General features: G+C 64.5%; 14 protein-coding genes. 8 read left to right on the top strand and 6 right to left on the bottom strand.

Translation table 11 applies throughout. The annotated features are described in order from the left end of the window. Positions 1 to 111 precede the first annotated feature (111 nt). On the bottom strand, positions 112 to 2,076 hold the full coding sequence (locus M2375_RS11655) for a sigma-54-dependent Fis family transcriptional regulator (protein WP_259166688.1): 1,965 nt from the start codon (positions 2,074 to 2,076) through the stop codon (positions 112 to 114). A gap of 280 nt (positions 2,077 to 2,356) precedes the next feature. Between M2375_RS11655 and M2375_RS11660 the strand changes: the two genes are divergently transcribed. Both M2375_RS11660 and M2375_RS11665 read left to right on the top strand, forming a co-directional pair. Then, on the top strand, positions 2,357 to 4,183 hold the full coding sequence (locus M2375_RS11660; protein ID WP_259166690.1) for an NAD(P)/FAD-dependent oxidoreductase: 1,827 nt from the start codon (positions 2,357 to 2,359) through the stop codon (positions 4,181 to 4,183). A 135-nt stretch (positions 4,184 to 4,318) separates the two neighbouring features. Then, positions 4,319 to 5,296 carry a YihY/virulence factor BrkB family protein gene (locus M2375_RS11665; protein ID WP_404979316.1) on the top strand — a complete coding sequence of 326 codons (978 nt, stop codon included), beginning with the start codon at positions 4,319 to 4,321 and terminating at the stop codon, positions 5,294 to 5,296. A gap of 67 nt (positions 5,297 to 5,363) precedes the next feature. On the opposite strand, the gene M2375_RS11670 is transcribed toward M2375_RS11665, so the two are convergent. From M2375_RS11670 to M2375_RS11680, 3 genes are all read right to left on the bottom strand, one after another. After that, positions 5,364 to 6,665: an MFS transporter gene (locus tag M2375_RS11670; RefSeq protein WP_259166692.1), complete on the bottom strand. Its 1,302-nt coding sequence runs from the start codon at positions 6,663 to 6,665 to the stop codon at positions 5,364 to 5,366. A gap of 235 nt (positions 6,666 to 6,900) precedes the next feature. Then, entirely contained in the window at positions 6,901 to 8,421 is a 1,521-nt protein-coding gene (locus tag M2375_RS11675; RefSeq protein WP_259166695.1) for an acetyl-CoA hydrolase/transferase family protein, read from the bottom strand. A 235-nt stretch (positions 8,422 to 8,656) separates the two neighbouring features. After that, positions 8,657 to 9,949, bottom strand: a complete 1,293-nt coding sequence (locus tag M2375_RS11680; RefSeq protein WP_259166697.1) for a solute carrier family 23 protein — start codon at positions 9,947 to 9,949, stop codon at positions 8,657 to 8,659. Between the two features lie 306 nt (positions 9,950 to 10,255). Here M2375_RS11680 and M2375_RS11685 point away from each other — a divergent pair, with 306 nt between their 5' ends. From M2375_RS11685 to minE, 6 genes are all read left to right on the top strand, one after another. Then, entirely contained in the window at positions 10,256 to 11,164 is a 909-nt protein-coding gene (locus tag M2375_RS11685; RefSeq protein ID WP_259166710.1) for a double zinc ribbon domain-containing protein, read from the top strand. An 11-nt stretch (positions 11,165 to 11,175) separates the two neighbouring features. Further along, complete coding sequence (locus tag M2375_RS11690) at positions 11,176 to 11,823, top strand: hypothetical protein (RefSeq protein WP_259166721.1); 648 nt, start codon at positions 11,176 to 11,178, stop codon at positions 11,821 to 11,823. A gap of 89 nt (positions 11,824 to 11,912) precedes the next feature. Then, complete coding sequence (locus M2375_RS11695) at positions 11,913 to 13,340, top strand: hypothetical protein (protein WP_259166724.1); 1,428 nt, start codon at positions 11,913 to 11,915, stop codon at positions 13,338 to 13,340. A 191-nt stretch (positions 13,341 to 13,531) separates the two neighbouring features. Beyond that, positions 13,532 to 14,263 carry a septum site-determining protein MinC gene (gene minC, locus M2375_RS11700; RefSeq protein WP_259166727.1) on the top strand — a complete coding sequence of 244 codons (732 nt, stop codon included), beginning with the start codon at positions 13,532 to 13,534 and terminating at the stop codon, positions 14,261 to 14,263. Between the two features lie 67 nt (positions 14,264 to 14,330). Continuing rightward, complete coding sequence (gene minD, locus M2375_RS11705) at positions 14,331 to 15,143, top strand: septum site-determining protein MinD (RefSeq protein ID WP_259166728.1); 813 nt, start codon at positions 14,331 to 14,333, stop codon at positions 15,141 to 15,143. 5 nt (positions 15,144 to 15,148) lie between these two features. Further along, positions 15,149 to 15,406: a cell division topological specificity factor MinE gene (minE, locus tag M2375_RS11710; protein WP_021027472.1), complete on the top strand. Its 258-nt coding sequence runs from the start codon at positions 15,149 to 15,151 to the stop codon at positions 15,404 to 15,406. A 397-nt stretch (positions 15,407 to 15,803) separates the two neighbouring features. On the opposite strand, the gene M2375_RS11715 is transcribed toward minE, so the two are convergent. After that, complete coding sequence (locus M2375_RS11715) at positions 15,804 to 16,262, bottom strand: PaaI family thioesterase (RefSeq protein WP_259166730.1); 459 nt, start codon at positions 16,260 to 16,262, stop codon at positions 15,804 to 15,806. Then, positions 16,259 to 17,419, bottom strand: a complete 1,161-nt coding sequence (locus M2375_RS11720; protein ID WP_259166794.1) for an acyl-CoA dehydrogenase family protein — start codon at positions 17,417 to 17,419, stop codon at positions 16,259 to 16,261. Before M2375_RS11720 ends, M2375_RS11715 begins: the two co-directional genes overlap by 4 nt. Positions 17,420 to 17,421 lie beyond the last annotated feature (2 nt).

Here is a 17,421-nt window from a genome sequence, read left to right on the forward strand (position 1 = left end):
GACAAACAGCGCTGCAGGGTTGAAGGTGGGTTTAGCCTAACCGACGCCGTGCTGGTGGGCGACATCAAGGGGGCTCTTCTGCCTGCGTGCCCTAGACTGCCAGGAGCGCAGCTAAGGCCGCTCACCATCTTGCCTGGCAAACACCCGGCTGAGCTGCTGGCGCTGAATGCGGCGGTGGATGGTGGAGCGGTTGACGCCTAGCAGGCGGGCGGCTTCGGAGACATTGCCCTGGCACTGGGCGAGTACCTGCTCCAGCGTGGCGGTGTTCAAGGGCATGTCGGCCGGTGTGCTGCTGTCCAACGGGGTGCCGCTGGCGGCGTCTTGCTGTTGAACAAAGGCAGGGTTGTGCTGCAGCGCATCGGGCAGGTGCTCCAGCGCGATCTGCTGCTCAGCCAGCGCGGCGGCATAGCGCAGGGCGTTGTGCAGCTCGCGCAGATTGCCGGGCCAGCGGTGGGCGCGCAGGGCGGCCTGTGCGGGCTCGCTCAGGCGCAGGCTGCAGCCTAGGGCGGCGAGCATGTGTTCGGCCAGGGCCAGCAGGTCGCTGCGCTCGCGCAAGGCGGGCAGTTGCAACTCGGCGGCGTTCAAGCGGTAGAGCAGGTCGGCGCGGAATTGGCCGCTGTGGGCCAGCTCGGCCAGTGGCCGGTGCGATGCGGAGATGACGCGGATATCGACCTTGCGCGGCGCACGCGCGCCCAAGGGTGTGATCTCCGACTCGGACAGCACGCGCAGCAGCTTGGCCTGCAGGGCCAGGGGCATATCGCCGATTTCATCGAGGAAGAGGCTGCCCTGGTGTGCGGCCTCGATCAGCCCCGCACGGCCTTTGTGTGCGCCGCCCGTCCAGGTGCCGGGCAGGTAGCCAAACAGCTCGCTCTCCAGCAGGGCTTCGGGGATGGCGGCGCAGTTGATGGCCACAAAGGCACCGCTGCGGCCACTGGCCGCATGCAGTGCGCGGGCCAGAAACTCCTTGCCGCTGCCGGTCTCGCCTTGCAGCAGCACGGGCAGTTCTTGCGGCGCCAGTCGGGCGGCCTTGTGCAGCACCCGGCCCATGGTGGCATCGCCGGTGTTCAGCGCCTGCAGCGGCGCTGGCAATGTGGGGCGCGGGATGGCTGGCGCGCTGCTGCGTGGCTGGGGCGGCAGCGCATGGGCAAACCAGATGCTGCCGTCGCGGGCGCGCAGGATGCGCTCTTGTGCGGGGCGGTTGCGCATCAGCTGCGGCAGCGCCTGCAGATCGGTGTCAAAAAAGCGGCCCAGGGGCTGGCCGGTCAGCAGCGGGTGCTGGCGCCAGTTGAGCCCGGCAATAGCGGCCAGCATGCGGGTGGCGGCATGGGTCATCGCGCGGATGCGGCCGCGCGCATCGATGCTGAGGGCGGCGTCGGCATCGACATCCAGAAAATCAGGTGACTGCGCCAGCCGCAGCACCCAGTCGCTGCCCGATTGGGCCATCAGGTTGGCCAGCTCCACCCGGCGCACGGCAGCCGTGACCAGGTGCAGGGCCATCTGCTGGCTGGCGCGGGCGGCGGGGGAGCGCAGCAAGGACAGATCCAGCACCGCCGCCAGCTGGCCCTGCAGATCGTAGATGGGCGCGGCGGTACACGACAGCGTCGTGTGGGTGAAGTCGAAATGGTCGCTCTGGTGCACCGTCAGCGCCTCGCCGGTGGCCAGGCAGGTGCCTACCGCCGAGGTGCCTGCGACATCCTCGCGCCACTGCGCACCCAGGTAGAGGCCCGCGCTGCGCAGGTCGCTGGCGTGGCTGTCATGGCCCAAAAAGTCGACGGCGATGCCGTGGCGGTCGGCCAGCAGCAATACATAGTCCAGCCCCTTGAGCTGTTGGTACAGGCGCTCCAGCCCGCTGCGGGCAATGCGGATCAGCGGCTCGGCATCTTCGCGGTGCGCGCGCAGCTGGCCTGCCGGCACGATATGGGCTTCGCTGGTGCGGCTGGGGTCCAGCCGGTGCTGGTCGATGCAGCGGCGCCAGCTGCCCAGCACGGCCCGGTCGCGTGTCTCACCTTGCAGCGGGTAGCCCATGCCAAAGGCTTCGAGCTCCTGAACATGGGCGGTATAGCTGTGGATGGGCATGGCGGGTCTCCTGCGATCACCGCGCTGATTCTGTGCCAGCCCCCCAGCGCTGCCAATCAGGCTTACCCGCAACAGATGCTGCACTGCAAAAGCGCGCATGCAACAGGTGTTGCATCGGCTGCGGCAGTGGGCGCAGCGGCCTGCTGCAGGCAAACCCGCAAGGCGCAGCCGGCCTGTGAGGAGGTTGCAGTGCAGCATGGCGCTTTGGCATGGGGCTTGCAAAACAGCACTGCCACGGCCGTAGAGCCGCTGCGATATCGCCATAAAAAGGAGACATGCCATGACAACCGCTACCCCTGCCGCTACCAGTACACCTGCCGCCCGCGCCCAAACCGTGCTGGACCAGCTCAACCAGGCCTTGGCCGCCCGCGATTTTCAAGCGGCCAGCCAGTTGTTTGCCGAGGACAGCTACTGGCGCGACCTGGTGCTGCTGACCTGGAACCTCAAGACCTGCGAAGGCCCGGCGCAGATTGCCGACATGCTGGCCACGCAGCTGGATGCCGCCGCGCCGCTGGTGTTGCAGCTCGATGCTAAAGAGGAAGTGAGCGAGGCCGATGGCGTGCTGAGCGCCTGGCTGGTGGTCGATGCCCGCCATGCGCGGGGGCTGGGCCATCTGCGCATCCGCGATGGGCGGATCTGGACCTTGCTGACGACCATCCAGGAGCTGAAAGGCTTTGAAGAGGCGCAAGGGGTGCGCCGCCCGATGGGGGCCGAGCACGGCATACGCCGGGGCCGCAAGACCTGGCTGGACCGCCAGCAGGAAGAGGCCGAGACCCTGGGCGAAAGCCGACAGCCCTATGTGCTGGTGATTGGCGGCGGCCAGGGCGGTATTGCGCTGGGCGCACGGCTGCGCCAGCTGGGCGTCTCGCACATCGTTATCGACCGCCAACCGCGCCCGGGCGACCAATGGCGCAAGCGCTACAAATCGCTGTGCCTGCACGACCCGGTCTGGTACGACCACCTGCCCTATATCCCCTTCCCCGAGCACTGGCCGGTGTTCGCCCCCAAGGACAAGATTGGCGACTGGCTGGAGATGTACACCCGCGTGATGGAGGTGAACTACTGGGCATCGACCCAGTGCCTGGGCGCCCGCTACGACGAGGCTGCCCAGGAGTGGGAGGTGACGGTGGAGCGCGAAGGCCGCCAGATGGTGCTGCGCCCCCAGCAGCTGGTGTTTGCGACCGGCATGTCGGGCAAGGCCAACATCCCGACGATTGCGGGCCAGGACCTGTTCCAGGGCCAGCAGCAGCACTCGTCGCAGCACTCCGGGCCCGAGGCCTATGCCGGCAAAAAGGTGGTGGTGATTGGCGCCAACAACTCGGCCCACGACATCTGTGCGGCGCTCTGGGAGCATGGTGCCGAGGTGACCATGGTGCAGCGCTCGTCGACGCATATCGTGCGCTCAGATTCGCTGATGGACATTGGCCTGGGCGATCTGTACTCGGAGCGCGCCGTGGCCAGTGGCATGAGCACCAAAAAGGCAGACCTGGTGTTTGCCTCGCTGCCCTACCGCATCATGGCCGACTTCCAGGTCCCCCTGTATGACCGCATCCGCGAGCGCGATGCGGAGTTCTACCGCCAGCTCGAAGCGGCGGGCTTTATGCTGGACTTTGGCGACGACGATTCGGGCCTGTTCATGAAGTACCTGCGCCGTGCCTCGGGCTACTACATCGATGTGGGCGCCTGCGACCTGGTGATCGACGGCAGCATCCAGCTGCAGGCGGGCGAGAACAAGGGCATCAGCCACCTGACCGAGAACGCCGTGGTGCTGAGCGACGGCACCGTGCTGCCTGCCGACCTGGTGGTCTATGCCACGGGCTATGGCTCGATGAATGGCTGGGTGGCCGAGCTCATCAGCCAGGAGGTGGCCGACAAGGTGGGCAAGGTCTGGGGCCTGGGATCAGACACCACCAAGGACCCCGGCCCCTGGGAGGGCGAGCAGCGCAATATGTGGAAGCCCACCCAGCAGCCGCAGCTGTGGTTCCACGGCGGCAACCTGCACCAGTCGCGCCACTATTCGCTGTACCTGGCACTGCAGCTCAAGGCGCGGCAAGAGGGGCTGGCGACGCCGGTCTATGGCCTGCAGCCGGTACACCATCTGCGCTGATGCGGGCGATGGCGGGGCTGCGCTCCTGTTGGCGCAGGCGCGGCAGCGCACATTGTCAGGAATTGGCAGCTGGTGCCAGCTATGGCCGATGGCTGACACCGGCGGGCCGCCCATCAATGCCAGAATCGGGCGATGGTGACCCAAGATTCCACGCTCGCCCAGCGCGTGCAGCACAAGCTCAATCCTTTCCGCCCCTTTTACGACGCCGCCCAGCAATGGCTGGCGGCCGATGGCTTGCGCATGAGCGCGGCCATGTCCTTCTACGGCATGCTGAGCCTGGCGCCGCTGCTGTTGCTCTTGGTCGGCATTTTGGGCTGGTGGCTGGACCGCTCCTATATCGAGAGCAACCTGATCCACCAGGTCGAAGACATCATGGGCACGCAGGTGGCCGATGTGGTGCGGGGGGCGCTGTCGAGTGCGCAGGCCAAATCCCAGGGGCTGATTGCCTCGGCGATTGGCTTTGTGATGCTGCTGTCGGGCGCCACGGGGGTGTTTGTGGAGCTGCAGACCTCGCTGGAGCGCCTGTGGAACCATGGCGAAAAGGTGGACAAGAGCGATACGCCCTGGTGGTACTCGCTGGTGCAGCGGGTGCGCGGCCTGGGCTACATCCTGGTGCTGGGCTTTTTGATGCTGATATCGCTGGTCATCACCACCATGCTGAGCGTGACCACGCGCTGGGCTGGCGCCGTGCTGCATATCGAGGCGCCCGGCATGCTGCTGGGCGTCATCAACGAGAGCGTGTCCTTTCTGATCACCGTGACCTTGTTTGTCGGCATGATGCGCATTGGCACCGGCACCAAGCCCCGGCTGCGTTTCTTGATTGCAGGTGCTGCCATTGGCGCTTTTCTGTTCACCATCGGCAAGCAGGTGCTGGCCTGGTACTTGTCCACCGCAGCGGTCGTGTCGGCCTACGGCGCGGCCGGCTCCCTGGTGGTGCTGCTGATGTGGATCTACTTCTCATCGGCCATCTTGCTGTTTGCCGCCAGCTGCGCCCGCGCGCTGAACAGTGCCGATGTAGCGCTACACGGCAGAGGCGGCAATGCACAGGCGCAAGACAGCCCGCAGCAACGCCCAACGGCCGAGCAGGCCGCCACCGTGGATTTCCAGATTTAAGAATCCTACGCACCAACAACCATGCGCCCTCGGGCGCATGGTTGTTTAGGGGGTGAGAGGCCGTTCTTTAGTGGGCCTGGGCTTTCACACCAAAACCTTCGGCGCGGGTGTCATGCCGCATGAAGAAGACCAGCGCAAAGGCGACGACCGCCAGCGATGCCAGGAACATGACGGCGTAGACATCGTTGCCCATCTTGTCCTTCAAGGTGCCGAAGATCGTGGGGCCGATATAGCCGCCCAGGTTGCCGATGGAGTTGATCCAGGCGATGCCGGCTGCGGCGGCGGTGCCGCTCAGAAAGGCGGTGGGCAACGTCCAGAACGTGGGCAGCGCGCTGAAGATGCCAAAGGCGGCCAAGGTGACTGCCGCCATCTTGGGTACGGGCGCGGCGGTATTGGCGGCGATCAGCAGTCCGGCGACGATGCAGGCCAGTGGAATCAGCACAAACCATTTGCGCTCCTTCATGCGGTCGGAGCCGCGCGTCCAGAAGATCATCGCAATCGCGCCGACCAGGTAGGGGAAGGCATTGATAAAGCCCACCTGCACATTGGACAGACCACCAAAGCCCTTGATGATCTGCGGCAGGAAAAAGCCCAGGCCGTAGAGCGGCACGGTGATGCCCATGTAGACAAAGCCCAGCGCGATCACCTTGGGGTTGAGCAGGGTCTGCTTCCAGGAGATTTTGTGGATGGATTCGCGGTTCTGGCGCTCGGCGCTCAGGGTCTGGTCCAGCCAGGCGCGCTCTTCGGCCGTCAGCCACTTCGCATCCTGCGGGCCGTCTGGCAGGTAGAACAGCACGACAAAGGTCAGCAAGATCGCTGGCAATGCCTCCAGGATGAACAGCCACTGCCAGCCGTGCATGCCGCCCATGCCATCCATGTCGAGGATGAGGCCGGAAATAGGCGCGCCGATCACCGTGGAGATGGGAATGGCAAACATGAACCAGCCGACGATGCGCGCGCGGTAGGCCGCTGGGAACCACAAGGTGATGTAGAAGATCACCCCTGGGAAGAAGCCGGCCTCGGCAATACCCAGCAAAAAGCGCACCACGTTAAAGCTGGTGGCGCCTCCCACCCAGGCCTGCGCGGCTGACAGAAGGCCCCAGCTGAACATGATGCGGGCGATCCATTTGCGGGCGCCAAACTTCTCCAGCGCCAGATTGCTGGGCACCTCGCACAGAAAGTACGAGAGAAAGAAAATGCCGGCTGCGCTGCCAAAGACCGCCGCGCTGAACCCCAGGTCCTTGGACATGCTGGCCCCGGCAAAGCCGATGTTGACCCGGTCCAGGTAGGCGATGAAGTAGCAGACCATCAGCAGCGGCAAAAGCCGCCAACTGATCTTGGAAATAGTGCGCTGTTCCAGGCTGTCCATGTGTGTCTCCGATGCTGTTATGGGTTGGGATGTCGGATGGATTGCTGCGCTTTTGATAGCTATGTATACATATGTATATTTAGCCAGCGCGCTTTTGACTCCCGGGCATGGCCTGGGGTCGCCGCTATTGTGCGCTTCGTGCGCAGGCGCCGCAATGGCCTCGGAGACAGATGCAAAACGCCCCGCGCAGCGGGGGCTGGCGGGGCGGTATGGGGCAGGGCAGGCTGGCTGCGGATCAGCCGATCTTCATCGATCCGGTATCCAGGTAGCGCTGGTGCCAGGACAGCGCCTCGGTCAGGATGTGGGGCGTGTGCAGGCCCGCCGACTGGTGCATGGCGCGGTCTACATAGTCCTGCAGCATGGGGCGGAAGTCGGGGTGCGCGCAGCGCTCAATGATCAGCTTGGCGCGCTGCTTGGGCGAGAGGCCGCGCAGATCTGCCAGGCCTTGCTCGGTAACGATGATCTGCGTGTCGTGCTCGGTATGGTCCACATGCGAGCACATGGGCACGATGCAGGAGATATGGCCGTTCTTGGCCACCGAGGGGGTGACGAAGAAGGACAGGTAGCCATTGCGCGCAAAGTCGCCACTGCCGCCAATGCCGTTCATCATGCTCGAACCCATCACATGGGTGGAATTGATGTTGCCGTAGATATCGGCCTCGATCATCGAGTTCATCGCGATCACGCCCAGGCGGCGCACCAGCTCGGGGTGGTTGGAGATCTCCTGCGGGCGCAGGATGATGCGGTCGCGGTAGAAGTCGATGTTGTCCTCGAAATCCTGGAAGGCCGCAGCCGACAGCGAGATGGCGGTGGCCGAGGCGCGCGCCATCTTGCCGCTGCGCAGCAGGTCCAGCATGCCGTCCTGCAGCACCTCGGTAAAGCCCAGCAGATTGTCGAAAGGGCCGGTGAGCAGGCCGGCCAGCACGGCATTGGCCACATTGCCCACGCCCGACTGGATGGGCAGCATCTCTTTGGGCAGGCGGCCCATCTTCATCTCGTGCGAGAGAAAGTCGATGATGGATGCGGCAATGGTGTTGGAGTTGGCATCCGGCGCGGCAAACACATTGTCGCGGTCGCCCTTGTGGGTCTCGACCACGGCGACGACCTTGTCCAGGTCCACTTTCAGGTAGCCCTCGCCAATGCGGTCATCGGCATGGGTCATGCGGATGGGCACGCGCCGGGGCGGGATGGCCGTGCCGTAGTAGATGTCGTGCATGCCCTCCATCTTGGCCGGCGGCTTGGTGTTGACCTCCAGGATCACCTTGTCGGCAATCTCCAGCCAGGTCTTGTTGTTGCCCACGGCCGTCGACGGGATCAGCAGCCCATCGGCAGTGATGCCCAGCACTTCGACCACCGCCACATGCATGTGGCCCAGAAAGCCGAACCAGGCATGCTGGGCGACGTGGGACAGGTGCATGTCGATGAAGTTGATGTCACCGGCATTGATGGCCTTGCGCGCGATCGGGTCGGTGTTGAAAGGCAGGCGCTGGTCGATGGCACCGGCCTCGGCCATGACGCCATCGCATTCGGCGGCGGTGGACGCGCCCGTCCAGACATTGATCTTGTAGGGCCGGCCGGCGGCATGCTCGGCCTTGGCATGGGCTGCGATGGCCTGGGGCAGGGCCTTGGGGTAGCCTGCGCCGGTGAAACCGCTCATGCCCACATTGGCACCAGCGGGGATCAGCGCGGCCGCGTCAGCAGCGGACATGATGCGGGCGTGCAGCGCGCTGCAGCGCACATGGTCATTCAAGGGCATGGGGAGACTCCAGAACAGTGTTTTCGTTATTGTCTACAGATGCGCCCCAGCGGCAAAGGCCGGGGGGCGAGGCGGGCAAATCTTAGCAGTCGTTGCCCACGAAACCATTTGCATTCCGGGAATACCCGAGTTGTGGATAAGTGCTACTGCAAGCCAAAATTATTGTTGCACTGCAACAATTTAGCGCACAAAAAAAGCCCGGGACAACCGGGCTTGGTGAGGGTTGGTTTGGGGGTCAGCGCTTGTCGCCCCGGTTGAGCAATTGGTAGAGGATGATGGCGCCAAAGGTCGCGGTCCCGATGCCGCCCAGCGCAAAGCTGCCGAACTTCAACGTGAAGTCGCCGGTGCCGATGATCAGGGTGATCGCGGCAACGATCAGGTTCTTGTTCTGCGAGAAATCCACCTTGTTCTCGACCCAGATCTTGGCGCCGGCCACGGCGATCAGGCCGAACACCACGATGGACACGCCGCCCATGACCGGCAGCGGAATCGCTTGGATCAGCGCGCCGAACTTGGGCGAAAAGCCCAGCACCAGCGCAATCAAACCCGCCACCATGAACACGGCGGTGGAGTAGATGCGGGTCGCGGCCATCACGCCGATGTTTTCTGCATAGGTGGTCACACCCGTGCCGCCCACGCCGCCGCTGACCATGGTGGCCACGCCGTCGCCAATAAAGGCCCGGCCCATGTACTGGTCCAGGTTGCGGCCGGTCATCGCCGTCACGGCCTTGATGTGGCCCAGGTTCTCGGCCACCAGGATGATCACGATCGGGGCGATCAGCACCATCGCTTGAGGGCTGAACTGTGGAGCCGAGAAATTGGGCCAGCCGAGCCAGGCGGCCGAGGCCAGGCCCGACAGATCCACCGGCTTGCCCAGGCCCAGGCCATTGGTCAGGATGGCGTAGAGGATGGAGGCGGCGATCAGGCCCACCAGGATCAGCAGGCGCTGCACCATGCCCCGCGCCAGCACGGCCACCAGGCCCACGCTGACAAAGGTCATCGCCTGCATCCAGCTCTCGAAGTTGTTGCTGGCCATGTTCTTGATAGGAACCGTGGCCAGGTTCAGGCCGATGACGGCGACGATGGCGCCGGTCACCACGGGCGGCATGAAGCGCTCAATCCAGCCGGTGCCCACCACCTGCACGACAAAGCCGATCAAGGTGTAGAGCAGGCCGCAGGCAATGATGCCGCCTAGCGCCATGCCGATATTGGCATTGGGCCCCGAGCCCGCGTAGCCGGTGGCGGCAATCACCACGCCGATGAAGGCAAAGCTGGAGCCCAGATAGCTGGGCACACGCCCGCCGGTGAGCAAAAAGAAGATCAAAGTGCCCACGCCGCTCATCAAAATGGCGACATTGGGATCAAAACCCATCAGAATGGGCGCCAGGATGGTGGAGCCAAACATGGCGATGACATGCTGCACCCCCATGATCGAGGTTTGTGGCCAGGGCAGGCGCTCGTCGGGCGCGACAACATCATCAGCGCCCGGGCGCACTTCGCGCCAGCGGGGAAGGAAGGAATCAGACATGGTTGGGCAGGCCACCTGCAGGGACCGCGCCAAGGGGCGGTGTGGCAGGTGTGCAAGAGAAAAGGTGCTGCATCATAGTGAATTTGGCAACACTTGTAGAGAGAGGGAAACTCTCTAACCAGTGTTGCGTGGCTGCGCTGCCCCGGCTTGGGGGGCGCAGCAAGGCCTGGGTGGCGGCAGCGCGCAGATCGGCGTGGCGCATTAGCACTGGTCGAATTGGCCGATGCAATAGATAATGACAATGATATTGAGAACGAATACGGCAAGCGGCAAGCAACAGCTTGCCGGTTTTGGGAGAGGGTTTCCATGAACTGTGTGCAATGTGGCGAGGGTTTGGCGGCGAACGCGAAATTCTGTAGAAAATGCGGCTGCAAGGTGCAGGCCCTTGGCCTGGCGCAGGCTGCGCCGCTGCCCGCTGCGGCGGCCGGCCCCCGCGGTTTGCTGGCCACGCCGGTGGCCGCCTACGCCACTTGCCCGGATTGCGGCGCGCTGTGCAGCGGCCAGGCCGTGTTTTGCAAGCAATGCGGATGCCGCTTTGAAGAAAACCCGGGCTTCCAGGACACGGCACCCGATTGGGATGCACCGCTGAGCCTGGCCGACGAAAAGGCCATCCTGGTCTTTGGCAATGTGCAAGATAGCTCCGAGCCCGCATCTGCCCAGCCTGGCGAGCGCATACAGACCAGTGCAGCCATGGTGATCGGCGGGGCGGCAGCCTTGTCGGCCGCCGCCGTCCCCGCCCCAGCGCTGCGTGAACCCGATACCCCCTTGTGGCAGCCCGAGCCACCCCGTGTACCCCCCGCCCCCGCAGAACAGGCGCGCAGCGCTGCGCGCAACCCCATGCCCGAGGCGCCCGCGCCCCAAAGCAGCCAGGGCATGCGCATTGCCGTGGTGCTGCTGGGGCTGGCGGTGCTGGCAGCCGGCGGCGCCTGGTGGTGGAAAAACCAGCAGTCGCGCGCCGCACTGGCTGCGGATGTGGTGACGGACACCGCGACACCGGCGGTGTCGGCCCCGGTGGCGTCCCCAGCCATGGTGGAATCCGATGCCGCGCTGGCACCCAATGAAACGCTTGTGGCCCCGGCGCAGGCCCCGGAAACGCTGCCAGCGACCGGGGTGGCGCCGGTAGAGGCCGAGGCGGCTGCCCCGGCCCCCGCGCCGGCCCGCCCACCCGCGCGCAAGCCGGTGCGCCAGCAGACCTTGGATGATTTGTTGAATTGAAGGAGAGCCCTGTGAAGCTGTTGATGAAAATATCCGCCCTGGTATCGGTGCTGGCACTGGCCGGTTGCGCTGCCCCGCCCCCGGAGCCCGCGCCCGTGGCGGCGCCCGCAGTGCCGGTGCAGGTGGAGTGCGGTGTCGCATCGCCCCCCGGCTGCCGTGAGCCTGCCATCCCCGCCGCCTTGGTGGCCTGGGAGCAGAAGATGCAGGCGGAGATCGCCGAAGCCGAGGCTTTGCGCACACGTGCCGTCGAGGCCATGGCGGCCTTGCCCGTCAAGCAGCGCATTGCCGGCAGCCAGGCCCACACCACCGAGCAGGTCTTCAGCACCAGCCAGTCGCCCGCCACGCGCAAGCTGCCGGTGCTCGACTCGGTCTCGCTCGACCTGCCCTGGGCGGCCAAGGCACGCAAGGAGCACAAGGATGCGATGGTCGCGGTGAAGGACATCGCCACCATGATGGCCGACAACCGAGGTGGTGCCACCATCTATGTGACCGTCTCGCCCCGTGATCTGCGCGCCAAAAAGGTCAACACCAATTCGGGCACCGCGCCCACGGAGGCGGGCAACCCGGTAGAGGTCAAGAAATCGGCCGACAAGAATGTGCCCCCCGGTATCGAGCATTTCGTGATCCAGGCCAAGCCCTGGCCCGGCCGCATCGACTGAGCACGCGGCCAGCCCCCCATACCCGCCATGCGCTCTCTCAGGGGCCTTGGCGGGGCAGCTATACGGTAACCACGACGAAGGAATCGCAGATGTCTTCTCCCCAATCGATGCTGAAGTCCATTGACTTTGGCCAACTGATGCGAGCGGCCGAGGGGCTGACCCAGTGGCGTGTGCTCGGCCTGTCCTTTCTGACCTGGCTGGCCGGTGGCCTGGTGATGGTGGGCGGGCAGATGCTGGCCACCCGCGCGGGCAGCATGCTCCTGGCCCTGCTGTTCCTGGTCATTGCCTCGGTGGTGTTCTCGGCGGGCATGTCGGCCGTCGGCATCCTGCTGCAAGACAAGGCCAGGGATGTGGAGCAGCGCAGCGTGGCGGCTGCCATCCGCGCCGGCCTGCTGTGTGTGCCCCGCTTCATCCTGTTTGGCCTGCTGGTGCTGGCCGTGGTGCTGGGCCTGTGCCTGGTGGCGGCCATTGTGTATTTCGTCTGCAAGATCCCGTTCATCGGCCCGATCCTGCTGTTCTTCGCCCACCCGGTGATGGTCATCTCCGCCTCGGTGTTCTTCATCGCGCTGTACTGGGTGGCTGCGCCTTTGCTGGCGCCCGCCATCTGGGATGGCCGCTCGCTGCGCCGCGCCGTATCGCTGGTGCTGGCCGTGGTGCGCACGCGCCTGGTGCCGCTGGTGCTGATGCTGCTGGCGCTGTACATCGTCATCACGGTGATCACCCTGGTGGTGTTCACCGGCTTCATCCCCGGCTTTGCCTACATGACGGCGATTGCCAGCGCCGTGATTGGCCCGAGCATGATGGCGTCGATGGGCGGCATGGGCAACTCCGCCGCCTTTGGCGCGATGGCCAGCAGCGGCCATATGCTGGCCGGCACCTTGTCGACCGTGATCCTGTTTGCCGTGCTGATGGCGCTGACCATGCAGGTGATGATCATGGGCGTGAACATCATCTACCTGATGGTGACCGATGGCCTGGACGAGCAAGGCACCGAAGACAGCCTGCAGGCCGGCATTGACCTGGCGCGCGAAAAGGCCCGCCAGGCCCAGGGCATGGCCCGCGAGGCGGCAGACAAGGTGCGCCACGCCACCCATCTGGATGGCCATGGCCACCAGGGCGCTGCGACGCGCGCACCGTCCGCGCCGGTGCCACCGGCAGCGCCACAGAACGATATCTTTGCGCCGGTGGCCGCGCCTGTCGCGCCTGCCCCAGCGCCGCATAGCCCAGCCGCCCCTGTGCACAGCCCTGCACCTGCGCCGGTGGCGCCTGTGACGCCCGCTCCCGTACAGCCTCCGGTCGCCGCCGCACCGCTTGTTGGCGCAGCGGCTGCCGCCAGTGGCGCAGCGATGGTGCCCCCCGCAGGGGCAGCCGTGGCCCCGCCTGTTGCAACCCCCGCTGCTGGCCCGGTTGCGGATAGCCCCGCAGCTGCCCCGCTGCTGCTGCGTTGCCGCAGCTGCTTTGAGGCCGTGGCGGCCGACGATGTATTCTGCGGGCACTGCGGCTTTCAGCTGAAATAATGGCTGGCAGCATTCACCGAGGGCGCGAAAGCGCCCTTTTTCTTGACACGCTGTATCCCGCCTGCGCGCGCAGGCTGATTGGTAAAAGAGTGTTGTCAATCCGGGCAAAACGGCGGAGCGGCTGCGGTGATTCACGTCAGGCAGGTTACACTTTGCCGATTCATGTCCAGTAACTAGATCGGCTTATAACCATGTCAGGTGAAACGACCCAGCGCAGCGGTTTCGATATGAAAAGCGCCCAGTTGCCGGTGGTTGCGTTCGCTTTGCGCTCCGCCGACCTGGAGCAGCTGGCGCAGGAGTTTGCCGAGCGGTTTGGCAGCGACTCCACGTTTTTTGACCATGACCCGGTGCTGATCGATCTGGCGCATTTGCGTGAGGCCGATGAGGACATCGACTTTGTGGCCCTGGTGGCTTTGCTGCGCCAGTACCGCACCACGCCTGTGGCCGTGCGCGGTGGCAGCGAGGCGCAGATGGCCAGCGCCTATGCAGCCGGCCTGATGGCCGCGCCCGAGGCGCCACCGGCGCGCAAGGCGGCCGAGCCCGAGGTGCGCGAGGTCAAAGTCGAGGTGATCAAGGAAGTGCAGTTGCCGGCCAAGGCCAGCTTGCGGGTTGACAAGCCCATGCGCTCGGGCCAGCAGGTCTATGCGGCGGGCAGCGATGTGATCGTCAACGCCATCGTCAGCTACGGCGCCGAGGTGATTGCCGATGGCAACGTCCATGTCTATGGGCCCTTGCGTGGCCGGGCCGTGGCAGGGGCACGGGGTGACAAGACTGCGCGCATTTATTGCACCTGTTTTGAGCCGCAGCTGGTGTCCATCGCGGGCATCTACCGCACGGTTGAGTCGGATTGGCCGGCCGAGCTGGCAGGCAAGGCGGCGGTGGTGCGGCTCGAAGGTGAGAAACTGCTGATCGAGCCGCTGTGACAGGCACAAGGGCACAGCCCCGGCTGGGCTTTGGACAATTGAGGACGTAAAGGGAACGGATCGAAAGATGGCAAAAATCGTCGTTATAACTTCCGGCAAGGGCGGAGTTGGAAAAACTACCACCAGTGCAAGCTTTGCGGCCGGGCTGGCGCTGAGTGGCCACAAAACTGCGGTGATCGACTTCGATGTCGGCCTGCGCAATTTGGACCTGATCATGGGCTGCGAGCGCCGCGTGGTTTATGACCTGATCAATGTGATCCAGGGAGAGGCTAACCTCAACCAGGCCCTGATCAAGGACAAGCAGCTTGAGAACCTGTTCATCCTGGCCGCGTCGCAGACGCGCGACAAGGATGCGCTGACGCAAGAAGGCGTTGAGAAGATTCTCAAGGACCTGGGCGACATGGGTTTTGACTACATCGTTTGCGACTCGCCCGCCGGCATCGAGAGCGGTGCCTTGATGGCCATGCACTTTGCCGATGAGGCGCTGGTGGTCACCAACCCCGAGGTCTCGTCCGTGCGTGACTCGGACCGCATCCTGGGCATGCTCAGCTCCAAAACCAAGCGTGCCATCGATGGGTCAGACCCCATCAAGGAGCATTTGCTGATCACCCGCTACAACCCCAACCGGGTGCAGGACGGCCAGATGCTGTCGCTGGAAGATATCCAGGACATTCTGCGCATTCCGCTGATTGGTGTGATTCCCGAGTCGGAATCGGTGCTGCAGGCCTCCAACCAGGGCACGCCTGCGATCAACCTGAGCCAGACCGATGTGTCGGAAGCCTACAAAGATGTGGTGTCGCGCTTTTTGGGCGAAGACAAGCCGATGCGCTTTATCGATGCGCAAAAGCCGGGTTTCTTCAAACGTATTTTCGGGAGGTAAGTCTGATGTCCTTGCTGTCCCTGTTCTTGGGTGAAAAGAAGAAGACGGCCTCGGTGGCCAAGGAGCGGCTGCAGATTATTTTGGCGCGTGAGCGCACGGGCCGCAGCAATAACCAGCCCGACTATCTGCCGGCCTTGCAAAAGGAGCTGATGGCCGTGATTGCCAAGTACGTCTCCATCAACCCCGACGATGTCCGCGTCAACTTGGAACGACAAGACAATCTTGAAGTCTTGGAAGTGAAGATCGAGCTGCCGGACAAGTAAGGTTTCTAGGTCTGAAGTATTTGTTCGTAGTGCATGTGTGCTGCGGCGAATGCTTAGTCTGGCTGGGGCTTGGGTGGTTTTGGTTTTGGGGTGGCGATATGGGCCCGCATGCGTTGTTGTGGCGCCTTGCCATACCAAAGTATTGTCTGCGGCGCCACGCCTAGCCTGCGGGCCCATCTCGCCATTGGGGTGGGTGGTTCGGGGCGCTGTGCGCGCTGCTGGCTTCGCTGTTGAAAACCGAATTCCACTGTTGGGTTCCCTATTCTTTCCTCCAAAAACAAACGCGACCTTCGGGTCGCGTTGTCGTTGGGGGTAAGTTTGTGGATTTCTGGCTTCGCTGGGATAAGTCGCTGGCTTATCCACATTTCTATGCACATGCGGGCGTTTATCCCCTCAGTTATGCACTGGGCTCGGCGGCGTTGTCGTAGGCGTGGGCTTTCCAGTACTTGAAGGTGCCCTGGGCGGTGGCCAGGATGCGGCGGTCCGCGTCATAGATGTTGGCCTGGCAGGTGCACAGCGAGCGGCCCTGGTTGATGACCCAGCCTTCGGCGACGAGGGGGCCGCGCCCAGGGTAGATGAAGCGCGAGGACATCTCTACCGTGACGGCGGTGCTGGACGGCGCGCCGGGGGCCAGCACGGCGGCGCGCGACATGGCCACGTCGAGCAGGGTCATGAGGATGCCGCCATGTGCGGCGGGCAGCTGGTTGCACAGCTCTTCGCGCAGATCGGGCAGGTGTACGCGCACGATACCGTCTTCAAAGTTCGGATCCTGGCGCGCGCCGATGAGGCGCAGAAAGGGCACGCGGCTGTTGAGGTCCTCGATGCTCAGCTGGGGGCGAGGGGGCGTGGTGCTCATGCGGCGGCCTTGGCCTCGCGCACCATGTTGCGCGCAATGATGATCTGCTGGATCTGGGTGGTGCCCTCGTAGAGGCGGAACAGGCGCACATCGCGGTAGAAGCGCTCGATGCCGTACTCGGCCATATAGCCCGAGCCGCCCAGGATCTGCACCGCGCGGTCGGCCACGCGGCCGCACATCTCGGTGGCAAACATCTTGGCGCTCGATGCCTCGGTGGAGACGTTCTGGCCCGCGTCGCGGCGGCGGGCCGCGTCGATGGTCATGCACTCGGCGGCATACAGCTCGGCCTGGCTGTCGGCCAGCATGGCTTGCACCAGCTGAAAATCGCAAATCGCCTGGCCAAACTGCTTGCGCTCCAGCGCATAGTGCAGCGCGTCGCGCAAGATGCGCTTGGCGCAGCCCACCGCCACGGCGGCGATGTGGATGCGGCCTTTTTCCAGCACCTTCATTGCGGTCTTGAAGCCCCGGCCCTCTTGCAGGCCGATCAGGTTGGCGGCGGGTACCTGGACGTTGTCAAAGATCACATCGCAGGTGTGGGCGCCGCGCTGGCCCATCTTCTTGTCGTACTTGCCAAAGCTGATGCCCGGGCTCTTGGCATCAACGATGAAGGACGAGACACCGCCCGCGCCCTTGTCGGCCGGGTTGGTACGCGCCATCAGGGTGAACATGCCGGCATGGGGTGCATTGGTGATGAAGCGCTTGGTGCCGTTGACCAGGTAGTGGTCGCCTTGCTTGATGGCCGTGGTGCGCAGGGAGGCCGCATCCGATCCGGCTTCGGGCTCGGTCAGCGCAAACGAGGCGATCACCTCGCCCGTTGCCATCTTGGGCAGCCATTGGGCCTTCTGGGCCTCGGTGCCATCCATCAGAATGCCTTGCGAGCCGATGCCCACCGTCGTGCCGATCACCGAGCGGAAGGCCGGCGAGGTCTGGCACAGCTCCAGCAGCACATGCACTTCCTCTTCCATCGTCAGCTCCAGGCCGCCGAACTCTTCGGGGATGGTCAGACCAAACAGGCCCAGGTCGCGCATCTCCTGCACGATGGCTTCGGGGATCTCGTCGGTCTCGGCGACTTCGTTCTCGGCGGGCACCAGGCGCTCGCGTACAAAGCGGCGCACGCTGTCGAGCAGCGCCTCCAGGGTTTCTGGGTCTCGAATCATGG

The organism is Comamonas sp. BIGb0152, assembly GCF_024809975.1.
Classification (GTDB): domain Bacteria; phylum Pseudomonadota; class Gammaproteobacteria; order Burkholderiales; family Burkholderiaceae_C; genus Comamonas.